The sequence below is a fragment of the Mycolicibacter senuensis genome (genome assembly GCF_003284925.1).
Lineage (GTDB): Bacteria > Actinomycetota > Actinomycetes > Mycobacteriales > Mycobacteriaceae > Mycobacterium > Mycobacterium algericum_A.
The window spans coordinates 1-13,414 of record NZ_QMEX01000100.1 but is presented as its reverse complement, the minus strand read 5'-3'; the positions used below and the strand labels follow the sequence as shown (position 1 = coordinate 13,414).

Here is a 13,414-nt window from a genome sequence, read left to right as displayed (position 1 = left end):
GCGGCGCCGGGTCGGGGACCGCGGCCGACGGGAGCGACGGCGGGCCCGACGGCCCGGTCAACGCGACCATCCCGCTGTATCTGCAAAGCGGTGGGATCAGCCCGATCGTCTACATCTCGATCAACGGCGGCCCGCCGGTGCCGGTCCAGATCGACACCGGTTCCACCGGGTTGACGATCCTGGGCAACAGTCAGGGCCTGGGCGACTCGGTCTTCTCCGGCAGGGCAAGCTACGCCGGCCTGGGCGGCCAGTCCTACAACTACACCACCTACGACACCACGGTCGGGTTCTGCGACAAGGCGGGCACCTGTTTCGAGGAACTGGTCACCGATCCCACCGCGGTCAATATCGTCGACCCGTCGTCGACGGCGCTGATGACGCAGTACTTCAACCAGTACAACATCGTCGGGGTGCTGGGTATCGGGCCGAACAACGGTTTCTCCGGGACCTCGACGATCATCTCGGCGCTGCCGGGCGCCCTGAACCAGGGTGTGCTCATCGATGCCACCCGCGGCGAGGTGGTGTTCGGCCCCAACCAGCTGGACCCGGAGCTGTCGGTGCCCGGTTCACCGTTCGTCGACACCATGGTGTCGATCAACGGCGGTGTGCCGCAGCCGGTTTCCACGTCGATCGACTCCGGTGGCATGTTCGGCAGTGTCCCGCAGTGGCTGGTTCCCAGTGCCGGCATCGGCTCGCGCCTGCCGGCTGGCACCGAGATCTCGGTGTTCACCGCCGACGGCCAGACCCTGCTGTACTCCTACACGACCACCTCGTCCAACAGCCCATGGGTGTGGTCGAACACCTCGATGAACAGCGGCTACTTCCCGTTCTCGGAGAACCCGATCTACATCGACTACCGGCCCAGCGGTTTCGGATCGACGATCTTCGCCGGTTAATGCGGCAATCCCAGCTTCGCCTCTCCTCCGTCGAGCCTCGCTGAACCGCCGGTTAGAACAGCTCCTTGGCGAGCAGCTCGCAGGTCAGCTCGCGCCCGGGCGAGGTGGCCGGGTCGGTACCGCGGCGCGCCGACGCCACCGGGTTGATCATCACCTCGTCGACGTCGAAGTGCGCGGCCAGCGCCCTGAGCTGGTCGGCGGCCTCGGCCGGTGCGCCGACGACCGCGCGCCGCAGCCCGCCGTCGACGATGCGCTGTTCGGCATCGGAGACCACCGCGGCCTGCGCGTCCTCAACCAGGTCGACCGCACCCAGCGGCCGGCCGGTCCGCAACCGGGCCATCATCTGCAGGTTCGGCAGCATCAACGCCGTTGCCTCCTCCCGGGTTTCGGCAACCGAGGCGTTCACGGTCAGGAAGGTCGTCGGCTCGGAGCACACCTCGCTGGCGGTGAAGTGCTCCCGATAATAGGCCAGCGCCTCCTCGGTGCCGTGACCGGAGAAGTGGTGGGCGAACACGTACGGCAGGCCCTTGGCCGCGGCCAGCCGCGCCGAGTACATGCTCGATCCCAACAGCCACAGCTGCGGCTCGGTCACGGCGGCCGGGGTGGCCTTGAGCAGGTAGTCGCCGTCGCGCAGTTGAACCTGCACGCCGCGACTGCTCATCATCGCCCGCACCTGATCGAGATAGTCGGGGAAGTTCGCGATTTCGCGTTCAGCCGCGCCTTCCCTACCACCGCGCAGCATGAACGAGGTGACCGGATCCGAACCGGGCGCCCGCCCGATGCCCAGGTCGACCCGCCCCGGCGCGGCGGCCTCGAGCAGCGCGAACTGCTCGGCGACGGCCAGCGGAGCATGGTTGGGCAGCATCACCCCGCCCGAGCCCAGCCGCACCCGTGCGGTCTGCGCGGCCAGGTAGGCCAGCAAGACCGGCGGGCTGGTGGCACCGACCGAGGGCATGTTGTGGTGCTCGGCCACCCAATACCGGGTGAAACCGAGCCGGTCGGCGGCCTGCGCCAGCCGCACCGTGGCGGCCAGCGCGTCGGCGGTGGTCTGGTCGGTGCGGACGGGGACGAGGTCAAGAACAGATAAGCGCATATTCATACTCAACGCGGCGGCTCAGCCGGATAGTCCCGCCAGCTCAGCGGCCCGCCCGAAGATGTCGTCGAGCATCGCCGGGGTGAGCCTGCCGGTGAACATGTTCTGCTGGCTGGGGTGATAGCAGCCCAGCAACCGCAGCGTCGGGCTGAGTTCGGCGAGCGCGCCGTGACCGAATTTCGGTTTGGGTTTGGGCGGCTGATCGGTGGCCACCCGCAGCGCTATCTGCCAGGCGAAGCCGCCGAGCGCGACCATCACCCGCACATGCGGGGCGATCAGCCGCCATTCGGTATCGATCCACGGCGCACAGGTGTTGCGCTCGGTGGTCGTCGGCGCGTTGTCCGGCGGGGCGCAGCGCACCGGGGCGATGATCCGGATCTTGTTGGCCTGCAAGCCGTCGGCGGCATCGACGCTGGTCGGCTGGTTGACCAGCCCGGCGCGGTGCAATGCGGCGTAGAGCTGGTCGCCGGAGCGGTCGCCGGTGAACATCCGTCCGGTGCGGTTCGCACCGTTGGCGGCCGGCGCCAGGCCGACGATGACGAGCTGCGGTGTCGATGATCCCCAGCCGGGCACCGGGCGCCCCCAATAGGGTTGGTCGGCAAACGATTTCCGTTTGGCGACAGCCACCTCCTCGCGCCAGCTCACCAGCCGCGGGCAGGCCCGGCACACACTGATCAACGCATCCAGTTCGGCGATCGTCTCGGTTTGGCCGGCCAGCCGGGCCACCCGGGCGGCATCGGCGGCCTGCGGGGTCTCCGGGGTGGCCGGGTCACCGGGCCAGCCGGTACCCGGATGCACCGGGGAGTCGAAGAGCTGACCGGTGCGCGGGTGGGCGAGCATGACACCATCCTGCCGCCGACCGATCGCCGGCGAGAAGCGGGTCAGGAAGACAGCTGTTGGGCGGTCGCCAGCAGTTCGCGGCCGGTTCGCCAGGTCGCGCTCCGGCAACGCTCCGTAGGATGACCTGCGTGGATGCCCTGGCCCAGTTGATCGCCGACCTGCCCGACGCAATGGTGGTCACCGACCCCGCGATCACCGCCGGGTACCGCCAGGACAACGCGCTGGACCCGTTGGCCGGCTCGCCGCTGGCGGTGGTGCGCCCGCTACGCACCGAGGACGTGCAGGCGGTCATGCGGTGGGCCACCGAGCACCGGGTTCCGGTGGTGACCCGGGGTGCGGGCACCGGTCTGTCCGGCGGCGCGACCGCGGTCGACGGCGGAATCGTGCTGTGCACCGAGAAGATGCGCGACATCACCGTCGACCCCGTCACCCGCACCGCGGTCTGCCAGCCCGGTCTGTTCAACGCCGAGGTGAAGAAGGCCGTCGCCGAACACGGGCTGTGGTATCCCCCGGACCCGTCGTCGTTCGAGATCTGCAGCATCGGCGGCAACATCGCCACCAACGCCGGCGGGCTGTGCTGCGTCAAGTACGGCGTCACCACCGACTACGTGCTGGGCCTGCAGGTGGTGCTGGCCGACGGCACCGCGGTGCGCCTGGGCGGGCCGCGCCTGAAAGACGTCGCCGGGCTGTCACTGACCAAACTGTTCGTCGGCAGCGAGGGCACCCTCGGGGTGATCACCGAGGTGACCCTGCGGCTGCTGCCGGCCCAGCCGAAGTCCGCGGTGGTGGTGGCCACGTTCGAGTCGGTGGCCGCCGCCGCCGACGCGGTCCTCGACGTCTCCGGACGGCTGCGCCCGTCGATGCTGGAGTTCATGGACGCCGCGGCGATCAATGCCGTGGAGGACCAGCTGCGGATGGGGCTGGACCGCGACGCCGCCGCCATGCTGGTGGCCGGCTCCGACGAACGGGGCCACGCCGGCGCGGAGGACATCGAGCTGATGGCCCGGGTGTTCTCCGAACACGGCGCCAAGGAGGTGTTCTCCACCGACGATCCGGTCGAGGCCGAAGGCTTCATCGCGGCCCGGCGGTTCTGCATCCCGGCGGTGGAGGCCAAGGGGCCGCTGCTGCTCGAGGACGTCGGGGTGCCGCTGCCCCGGCTGGCCGAGCTGATCACCGGCATCGAACAGATCGCCGCCGACCGCCGGCTGATGATCTCGGTGATCGCGCACGCCGGCGACGGCAACACCCACCCGCTGATCGTCCACGATCCGAACGACCCCGACCACGTACAGCGCGCCGAGGCCGCCTACGGCGAGATCATGGATCTGGCACTGTCATTGGGCGGCACCATCACCGGCGAACACGGCGTTGGGCGGCTGAAGCGGCCGTGGCTGGCCCGGCAACTGGGCCCGGACGCGATGGCACTCAATCAGCGGGTCAAGGCGGCACTGGATCCGTTGAACATCCTCAACCCCGGCTCCGGGATCTGATCACTTCCTGTTCAGCCGTGCCAACCACCGCGGCGAGCGTGCGCATTTCCGGGATTTCGCTCGGCGTGTCGACCGGGGACACGCACTTTCGCGGGAGAATTGATTGACATCCTGACTGCTGTGTCGTACCAATGAGACATGACGACAATGATGTCTCGTCCGAAGTTCGTGCCGTGCAATGCCGAGACGTGGCCGAATCCCTACCCGATGTACGCCGCGCTGCGCGAGCACGACCCGGTCCACCACGTGATCCCCGACGGCCACCCCGACCAGGACTACTACGTGCTGTCCCGGCACGCCGACGTCTGGGCGGCCGCCGCCGATCACGAGACGTTCTCCTCGGCCAAGGGCCTGACGATCAACTACAACGACCTGGAGATGATCGGCCTGACGGACAACCCGCCGATGGTGATGCAGGATCCGCCGCGGCACACCGAGTTCCGCAAGCTGGTGGCGCGCGCATTCACTCCCGCCCACGTCAAGCGGCTGGAGTCGCAGGTCCGCCAGTTCGTCGTCGAGCGCCTCGAACGCCTTCGCGCCGCCGGCGGTACCCAAGACATCGTCGCCGAACTGTTCAAACCGCTGCCGTCGATGGTCGTCGCGCACTTCCTCGGCGTGCCGCAGGCCGACCGCGCCCAGTTCGATCGCTGGACCGATGCGATCGTCGCGGCCACCGTCAGCGAGGACGGGGTCGCCTCGGCCGGTGACGCCGTGATCGAGATGATGACCTACTTCAGCGGGCTGATCGAGCGGCGCCGCACCGAGCAGGAAGAGGACATCATCTCGCATCTGGTCGCCGCGGGCATGGGCGCTCCGGGCGACGACGCCGGGGTCTTCGCGATCCTGGCGTTCGCCTTCACCATGGTCACCGGCGGCAACGACACCACCACCGGAATGCTGGGCGGCTCAGCGCAATTGCTGCATCGCCATCCCGACCAGCGCCGGCTGCTGATCGACGACCCGTCGTTGATCCACGAGGCCGTCGAGGAACTGCTGCGGATGACCTCGCCGGTGCAGGGCCTGGCGCGCACCGCCACCCGCGACGTCACGATCGGCGACACCACCATCCCGGCCGGGCGCCGGGCGCTGCTGCTGTACGGCTCGGCCAACCGCGACGAGCAACAGTTCGGGCCGACCGCCGGCGAACTCGACGTGCTGCGCAAGCCCCGCCAGATCCTCACCTTCGGCTACGGCGCCCACCACTGCATCGGCAACCAGGCCGCACGCATGCAGGCGCGGGTGGCGCTGGAGGAATTGCTGGCCCGCTGCCCGGAGTTCACCGTCGACGAATCCGGGATCCGTTGGGCTGGCGGCAGTTACGTGCGTCGACCGCTGACGGTGCCGTTCACCACGGGGGCGTGATGGCCGGACGGTCCTGGCTGTCGGATCAGCGCGGCGAACTGGCCGCCGAGAAGATTCTCGACGCGGCCGAGAGGTTATTCGCCGAGCACGACCCCGGCTCGGTGGGCATGAACGAAATCGCCCGCGCCGCAGGGTGTTCCCGTGCCACACTGTACCGCTACTTCGAGAGCCGCGACGCGCTGCACACCGCCTACGTGCACCGCTGGGCCAACGCGCTCTACCACGAACTCACCGAACGCCTCGACGGCGTCGACGACCCGGCACAGCGGCTGGTCACCGGGATCACCGAGTCGCTGGCGCTGGTGCGCGGCAACCCGGCACTGGCGTCGTGGTTCGCCGAGACCGGGCCGCCGATCGGCACCGCGATGGCCGAACGATCCGACGTCATCACCGTGATGGTCACAACGTTCCTGTCGGGATTGGGCGGCAAGGACGCCGAGACCGAGCAGCGTGCCCGTTGGGTGGTGCGGGTGATGACGTCGCTGCTGAGCTTTCCGGGGCGCGACGCCGAGGATGAGCGGGCGATGCTGGCGCAGTTCGTGGTCCCGGTCGTCGTTGCGCCGGACCGGCTCCGATCGGCGCGGGCCAGCTCAGGGAAATAGCAGCGTTGTCCGCCTTTGAGCGACAACCGCGGGGGCGTGCGCGCGCCGGTGCGATTTGTCGCTCAAAGGTGGGCAACTGCCTCCATGAGTCCGCTCCGGAGGTCCGCCGGGAACCCGGCTCAGGACTTCACCGGGTGAACCGGTGCAGCAGCCACGACACCGGGATGGTGACCATCATGGTGAGCACGAACAGGTTCAGCATCGAACCGGTGTAGACCGGGGCCCGCAGCACTTCCACCATCACCACCTCCATGAGCACCAGGTGGACCAGGAAGATCTCATACGAGATCTCCCCCAGCCACACCATCGGCCGGCTGGCCAGCAGCCGCGCGTACCAGCCTTCGTTGCCCAGCGCCAGCGGCGCCACCGCCAGGGTGGCGATCGCGGTGTAGAACACCGCCTTGACCAGCGCCTCCGACAGCCCGGCCGGTGAGGTGGTGGGCTCGCCGGCCAGCGGGGTGGACGCGATCAGATAGCAGATGAGCGCCAACGGGATCGCGACGAAGCCGTAGCAGCGCACCCCCATGGCCTGCAGTACCGCCAACGCCATGCCGCCCAGGAACCACAGCAGGTAGGTCGGCAGCCACAGCCGCGCGCCGTCGGGCAGGAAGTCGGTGGTGTGCACCAGCACCAGCCACGCCGGGCTGATCAACGCCAACGCCGTCAGCGCCGCCAGCAGTCGCACCGGCCGCCACTGTCGCCGGCACAGCCACACCAGCGTGAGGTAGGCCAGCCCGGGCAGCACCGCATAGAAGGCGACCTCCACCGCCAGGCTCCACATCTGGGTCAGGCCCTGGTGCAGATAGCCGAACATGTAGTTGTCGGTGTAGATCTGGGTCAGCGTCAGATTGCGCAGCAGGCCGATCCAGGTGTGGCCGGGGTTCGGGCCGGCGGTGCGGAAGTGATAGATCAGGTAGGCCAGTACCACGGTCACGACGTAGGCGGGCATGATGCGCCGCACCCGGCGCCAGGCGTAGCGCCGCACCGACGGATCGGGGCGATCGAATGCGGTGGCCCGCACCCAGGGCCGGAACAACAGGAAACCGGAGAGCACGAAGAAGATCGGCACACCGATCTCCATCCGGGAACCCAGCAGGCCCGCATAGCCGTGGGTGTATTTGCCGGTGGTGTAGGCCGCATGGGTGCCGACGACCAGGATGGCGGCCACCGCGCGCACACCGGTCAGCGAGGCGACCCGATCGACGTGGGCGACCTGTTCGAGCCCGCCTTGGGCGACCTCCTCTTTCGGCAGCGTCATCCCATCCGTTTCCGGTGCGTCCCCCCGTCGCCGTGGCGGGCAGGTTTGCCGGACGGCCGGTCCCGGCGCAAGTTGATCAACTGACCCTGGATGCGGGTCTGCTCCAGCGCCTTGAGCGTCTTGCCCGACAGCTTGGCGGGCAGTTCCACCAGCGAGTGGTCCACCCGGATGCTGATGTGGCCGAAGTCGCTGCGGTTGAGCCCGCCCTCGTTGGCCAGCGCCCCCACGATCGCGCCCGGATTGACCTTGTGGCGCTTGCCCACCGCGATCCGATAGGTGGCGAATCCCTCCTTGGGCGGACCCTTGCGGTCGCTCTTGCGGTCGGGTCGCTCGGACTTGTCGCGTGACCGGCGTTCTCGCGCAGGCGGTTCCGGCGCCATCAGGAACGCCTCCCCGTCGCGCGACTGCAACGCCAACGCGGCGGCGATGTCGGCCATCGGCACGTTGTGTTCCCGGCTGTACTCCTCGATCAGGCTGCGAAACAGGTCGGTGCCGTCCGCACCGAGGGTGGCGGTGATCGAGTCGGCGAACTTCGCCACCCGCTGGGCGTTGACGTCCTCGACGGTGGGCAGCGTCGCCTCGGTGAGCTTCTGGCGGGTCGCCCGCTCGATCGCCTTGAGCAGGTGACGTTCCCGCGGGCTGACGAACAGCAGCGCGGTCCCTGACCGACCGGCCCGCCCGGTGCGGCCGATGCGGTGCACGTAGGCCTCGGTGTCGTGCGGGATGTCGTAGTTCACCACGTGCGAGATGCGTTCGACGTCCAGGCCGCGGGCGGCGACATCGGTGGCCACCAGGATGTCGATATTGCCGCTCTTGAGCGACGCGATGGTCCGCTCGCGCTGCGCCTGAGCGATGTCACCGTTGATCGCCGCGGCGGCAAACCCGCGGGCGCGCAGCTTTTCGGCGACCTCCTCGGTGGCCTGCTTGGTGCGCACGAACACGATCATCGCCTCGAACGTCTCCACTTCGAGCACCCGCGTCAGCGCGTCCATCTTGCGCGGGCCGGCGACCTCGATGTAGCGCTGCGAGATGTTCTCCGCCGTGGTGGTTTTCGCCTCGACGGTGACCTCGACCGGGTCGTGCAGATAGCGCGTGGTGATCCGGCGGATCGCCGGGGGCATCGTCGCGGAGAACAGCGCCACCTGCTTGTACTCCGGAGTGTCGGCCAGGATGCGCTCGACGTCCTCGGCGAAACCCATCTGCAGCATCTCGTCGGCCTCGTCGAGCACCAGGTAATCCAGGTGCGACAGGTCCAGGCTGCCGCGCTCCAGGTGGTCGATGACCCGGCCCGGGGTGCCGACCACCACCTGGGCGCCGCGTCGCAGCCCGGACAGCTGCACGGTGTAGGACGCGCCGCCGTAGATCGGCAGCACGTTGACGCGCGGCAGGTGCGAGCCGTAGCGCCCGAACGCCTCGGCGACCTGCAGGGCCAGCTCCCGGGTGGGCGCCAGCACCAGCGCCTGGGTGGCCTTGCTGGCGGTGTCGATGCGCGACAGGATCGGGATGGCGAACGCCGCGGTCTTTCCGGTGCCGGTCTGCGCCAGCCCGACCACGTCGGAGCCCGCCAATAGCGCCGGGATGGTGGCGGCCTGAATCGCCGATGGCGTCTCGTAGCCGACGTCGACGACGGCCTGCAGCACCGAAGGGTGTATCTGCAGGTCGGCGAACGTCGTATCAGGTGCGTCTGCGGGCGGGGCCGGCGAGTCCGGGATCGGCTCGGCGGGGGCATCAGGCGAGGTCATGACGCTTAGCAGTCTACGGCCAACCGGGCCGGCCATTCGCCACCCTTGATCCGCAGCCGCCGACGCCGGTCGGCCGCGCCTCCCGGAGTTCTCGGCCGCGCACCGGTACGGTGCCCGATGTGTTTGCCGCAAGACCGTTAGGACTGTTCGCCGGCCTGGGCGCACTGTCCGCGGCGCTGCTGGCCGGCTGCGGTTCGGGCGATTCGACCGTCGCCAAGACCCCGCAGAACACCAGTCCCACCGCCACGGCTGCGCCGCCCGTCACCACGTCGACACCGGCCGGCAGCCCGGCGCCGGCCGACCCGTGCGCAGTCGACCTGGCCGCCCCGGCGATCGCCAAGGCCGTCTCGGAGCTGCCCAAGGACCCGCGCAGCGGCCAGCCCTGGAGCCCGGAACCGCTGGCCGGCAACTACAGCGAGTGCGCCGACCTGTCCGCGGTGATCGTGAAGGCCAACACCAACGCCGAGAAACCGAGCACGCGTGCCGTGCTGTTTCACCGCGGCGTGTTCCTTCCGCAATCGGTACCGGACACCTACGGGTTCAGCGGAATCGACCTCGCGCACTGCACCGCCGACACGGTGGCCCTGAAGAACGCCAGCGGCATCGCCGGGTTGACCGGCCTGGTGAAGTTCCACTGGAACGGCACCGGCGTCGAGATCATCGGCAACACCACCCGATAGGCGGCGGCGCGATCAATCGTCGCGGTGGGAGTACCTCACGAGTTCGTCGGTGTCGTCAGCGTCGTCCCGGTAGTGCCGGTTGCGACGCCTCGGGCGTCTGCCGGTGATCCCGAACTTGGCCAGCACATCCGGCACCGGCTCCCCGTTGCCGGCCCGACGGTAGCGCCGTCCGGTGCCGACATGAAATCCGTTGTGCTGCAGCGGTGTTGCATCCTCATCCCGCGGCCGCACGGTTACCGGCGGAATTTCGACGGTCAGCGGCTCGGTGGCCGGGTCGTTATGCCGGACCGGCGGGCGGACGTCGCGCCGGATCGGCCGGGCCGACCGCACAGGCCGGACAGACCAGGCCACCTGGTGTGCGTCGTGCCGGCCGGGGCGCCGCGATGCCGGGCGAATATCCCGCTGACTCGGGACGACGACCGGGATCAGCTCGGTCGGCTCATCGTCGTCGCCGACTTCATCGGCTGCCGCGACGTCGTCGGCTTCGTCGCTGCGGGGGGTGCTGAACGCCGCGAAGTGACGCGGCAGGCTGACGCGCTCCAGGACGGGGACATCCGAATCCCGGCGGCGGTCAGCGGGTTCGTCGAGGTCTTCCACATCGCCGAAATCGTCGCAATCGAGGTCATCGTCGTCGAGATCCGCGACCGGGCGGGGCGTCCGGCGAGCCGGCGCGATGACGAAGCCCACCATGAACAGCGCCGCGACCACGCCGAACAGCGCGACGAACGCCGGTAGCAGCGTCGACTCCGACATCGCCGCCGCGAACGGCTCGTGCAGGAAATCAGGCAGGTTCCGGTTACCGGACCCCGGGTGCAGACCACCCGGCATCGGCGGCAGATTGGTGGAGATCCGCGACGTCATGAATGCCGCCATGGCGGCGCTGCCCAGCACCGCCCCGACCTGCCGGGTTGCGTTGTAGACCCCGGAGCCGGCGCCGGCCAGGTGCGGCGGAAGGTTGCGGGTGGCCGTCGCAGCCAGCGGCGACCAGATGAACGCCATTCCGATACCGACGGCCGTGAACGGCAACAGCAGCCGCCAGACCGGGGTGACCGGCGTCATCTCGATCGACAGCCAGGTCAGCGCGATGGCCAGCGTCGAGAAGCCGAACCCGACCATCGTGCGGGGGTGGGCCCGGTCGACGATCGTGCCGACGACGGGGGCCAGTACCCCGCTGGCGATGGCCATCGGTGCGGTCAGCAGCGCCGCACGCGTCGGCGACATGCCGCACACCGCCTGCGCGTAGAACATCACCGGCAGCACCATCGCGGTCGCCGCGAAGCCGATGACGGCTACCCCGATGTTGGCCAGGCCGAAGTCGAGGTCACGAAAGATGTGCAACGGGATCAGCGGCTCGCCTCCGGTGACCACCTGCCAGTACACGAACAGCGCCAGGCAGCCGACGCCCCCCACGATCAGCGCCCAGATCCAGGGCGCCCAGCTCTGTGACTCGCCCTCCTGGAGCGCGAAGACGAGCAGGAACATGCCGATTCCCGACAGCGCCACCCCGATCAGGTCGAATCGATGTCGGTGCACCGGCAGGTCGGGGATGAGCACGTATGCCAGGACCAAGCCGAGCACACCGACCGGCACATTGACGAAGAAGATCCACTCCCAGCCCAGCCCGTCGACCAGCGCCCCGCCCGCCAGCGGCCCGATCAGCGTCGCCACCCCGGCCGTCGCTCCCCACACGCTCATCGCCATGCCGCGGCGGTCGGCAGGAAATGTCCGGGTGATCACCGTCAGGGTCTGCGGCGTCAACAGCGCGGCCCCGATCCCCTGCACCGCGCGCGCCGTGATCAACATGTCGATCCCGCCGGCCAGACCGCACCACAGTGAGGCGCCGGTGAACACCGCCAGCCCGGCCAGGTAGAGATTCTTCGGGCCGAACTGATCGCCGAGCCGACCGGTAACCAGCAGCGGCACCGCGTACCCCAGCAGGTAGGCGCTGGTAACCCAGATCACCGTGTCGTAGCCGACGTCGAGCGCCGCCATGATGCTGGGGTTGGCGACGGCCACGATCGTGGAATCCACCAGGATCACGAAGAACCCGAGCATCATCGCCCACAACGCGTTCCACGGATTGGCCGAATCCCCCCGACCGACCGGTCGCGGAATCGTGAAACGCACACCACCGGGGCGTCTCGATTGGTCGCCGGGGCGAGTCCGGCTGCTCGTAGCGCTCAAGCGCCGCCCCTCCCCTCGCTGCGCTCTGCGGTTCCGGGCTGGAGCCACCCCATGCGACGCTACGGACCGAAGTTGCCTTGAACAACTCGCAGCGCCGGTGCCCTGATTCGCTGGCGAACGGCTAGCGGCCCGTTGCAGCGGGTAAACCCCCACCGGAACGTTAGCCTGAACAACTACGGAGTCGGAATGGGAGGCAACCATGGGCATCTTTCGGCGACGGCGGTCGGCGCAGGAGCCGGCGCCGGCCCCCGGCGGTGAGAAGCCCGGCATGACGGCCCGGGTGTTGTCGCGGGTCATCGAGAGCAGCGAGAGGGTGCAGGGCCCGGCGGTGCGCGCCTACGTCGAGCGGCTGCGCCACCGTGATCCCGGTGTCGGTCCGGCGCAAGTGGTGAAGAAGCTGGAGCGGCGTTACCTGGCCGCGGCGACGGCCACCGGTGCCGCCGTGGGAGCCACGGCGGCGGTCCCGGCGATCGGCACCCTGCTCGCGCTGTCGGCGGTCGCCGTCGAGACCGCCGTCTTCCTGGAGGCCACCGCGTTCTTCGTGCTGTGCGTGGCGGAGGTGCACGGCATTCCCGTCGACAATCGGGAACGGCGGCGCGCCCTGGTGTTGGCGGTGCTGGTCGGCGACCAGGGCAAGGGCGCCATGGCCGACCTGCTCGGCTCGGGCCGCACCAACGGCGCCTGGCTCGCCCAGGGGACGGCGGCGCTGCCGCTGCCGGCGGTGTCGGAGCTCAACTCGCGGTTGCTGCGGTACTTCGTCAAGCGCTTCACCCTGCGGCGGGGGGCGCTGGCGTTCGGCAAGCTGCTGCCGGTCGGGCTGGGCGCGGTGATCGGGGCGATCGGCAACCGCTTCATCGGCAAGAAGATCGTCGGAAACGCCCGCCAGGCGTTCGGTCCGGCCGCCGACCGCTGGCCGGTCACGTTGCACCTGCTGCCGGCCCTGCCCGACGACGACGTAAGCCCTGCGCAACCGTCGGCGTGATCAATCGAACACCGGTGGCGGAATAACGTGAAGGGGCTAGCCTTTATGCAGGCAGGCGGGCACCGGTCGGGCGCCCGACCGGATGATCGGGAATACAGGAATAGAGGCGAGTAACTGTCGTGAGCGGTATGAGTTCACCCTTCGGTCAGAACGAATGGCTAGTCGAGGAGATGTACCGCAAATTCCGCGACGATCCCTCCTCGGTGGACCCGAGCTGGCACGAGTTCCTGGTCGACTACAAGCCCGGCGCTGACGGCTCGCCCATGCCCGCCGAACCGACCCCCG

Annotated in this window: 12 protein-coding genes; 7 read left to right on the top strand and 5 right to left on the bottom strand. The window is 69.2% G+C overall.

The window, feature by feature from the left end:
• Positions 1–896, top strand: an 896-nt coding sequence (locus DQP56_RS24795) for a PecA family PE domain-processing aspartic protease (RefSeq protein WP_165825068.1), incomplete at its 5' end; no start/stop codon positions are given.
• 52 nt (positions 897–948) lie between these two features.
• Here DQP56_RS24795 and DQP56_RS18080 read toward each other — a convergent pair.
• Positions 949–1,989, bottom strand: a complete 1,041-nt coding sequence (locus DQP56_RS18080; protein ID WP_112687728.1) for an LLM class flavin-dependent oxidoreductase — start codon at positions 1,987–1,989, stop codon at positions 949–951.
• A 21-nt stretch (positions 1,990–2,010) separates the two neighbouring features.
• Positions 2,011–2,829, bottom strand: a complete 819-nt coding sequence (locus DQP56_RS18075) for a uracil-DNA glycosylase (RefSeq protein ID WP_112687726.1) — start codon at positions 2,827–2,829, stop codon at positions 2,011–2,013.
• 170 nt (positions 2,830–2,999) lie between these two features.
• Between DQP56_RS18075 and DQP56_RS18070 the strand changes: the two genes are divergently transcribed.
• From DQP56_RS18070 to DQP56_RS18060, 3 genes are all read left to right on the top strand, one after another.
• On the top strand, positions 3,000–4,319 hold the full coding sequence (locus DQP56_RS18070) for an FAD-binding oxidoreductase (protein WP_234825718.1): 1,320 nt from the start codon (positions 3,000–3,002) through the stop codon (positions 4,317–4,319).
• Between the two features lie 147 nt (positions 4,320–4,466).
• Positions 4,467–5,681: a cytochrome P450 gene (locus DQP56_RS18065; RefSeq protein WP_112687722.1), complete on the top strand. Its 1,215-nt coding sequence runs from the start codon at positions 4,467–4,469 to the stop codon at positions 5,679–5,681.
• Positions 5,681–6,283 carry a TetR/AcrR family transcriptional regulator gene (locus tag DQP56_RS18060; protein ID WP_112687720.1) on the top strand — a complete coding sequence of 201 codons (603 nt, stop codon included), beginning with the start codon at positions 5,681–5,683 and terminating at the stop codon, positions 6,281–6,283. The genes DQP56_RS18065 and DQP56_RS18060 overlap by 1 nt, the downstream gene beginning before the upstream one ends.
• A gap of 127 nt (positions 6,284–6,410) precedes the next feature.
• On the opposite strand, the gene DQP56_RS18055 is transcribed toward DQP56_RS18060, so the two are convergent.
• Both DQP56_RS18055 and DQP56_RS18050 read right to left on the bottom strand, forming a co-directional pair.
• Positions 6,411–7,541 carry an acyltransferase family protein gene (locus DQP56_RS18055; protein ID WP_112687718.1) on the bottom strand — a complete coding sequence of 377 codons (1,131 nt, stop codon included), beginning with the start codon at positions 7,539–7,541 and terminating at the stop codon, positions 6,411–6,413.
• The gene (locus DQP56_RS18050) at positions 7,538–9,283 is read right to left on the bottom strand and encodes a DEAD/DEAH box helicase (RefSeq protein ID WP_112687716.1); all 1,746 of its coding nucleotides are present in this window, start codon (positions 9,281–9,283) and stop codon (positions 7,538–7,540) included. Before DQP56_RS18050 ends, DQP56_RS18055 begins: the two co-directional genes overlap by 4 nt.
• A gap of 119 nt (positions 9,284–9,402) precedes the next feature.
• Here DQP56_RS18050 and DQP56_RS18045 point away from each other — a divergent pair, with 119 nt between their 5' ends.
• The gene (locus tag DQP56_RS18045; RefSeq protein ID WP_112687732.1) at positions 9,403–9,963 is read left to right on the top strand and encodes an LppP/LprE family lipoprotein; all 561 of its coding nucleotides are present in this window, start codon (positions 9,403–9,405) and stop codon (positions 9,961–9,963) included.
• Between the two features lie 12 nt (positions 9,964–9,975).
• On the opposite strand, the gene DQP56_RS18040 is transcribed toward DQP56_RS18045, so the two are convergent.
• On the bottom strand, positions 9,976–12,021 hold the full coding sequence (locus tag DQP56_RS18040) for an MFS transporter (protein ID WP_112687730.1): 2,046 nt from the start codon (positions 12,019–12,021) through the stop codon (positions 9,976–9,978).
• 325 nt (positions 12,022–12,346) lie between these two features.
• Here DQP56_RS18040 and DQP56_RS18035 point away from each other — a divergent pair, with 325 nt between their 5' ends.
• The gene (locus DQP56_RS18035) at positions 12,347–13,129 is read left to right on the top strand and encodes a hypothetical protein (protein WP_112687714.1); all 783 of its coding nucleotides are present in this window, start codon (positions 12,347–12,349) and stop codon (positions 13,127–13,129) included.
• 119 nt (positions 13,130–13,248) lie between these two features.
• A partial coding sequence (locus DQP56_RS25620) for a 2-oxoglutarate dehydrogenase E1 subunit family protein (protein WP_205868910.1) occupies positions 13,249–13,414 on the top strand: 166 nt, incomplete at its 3' end.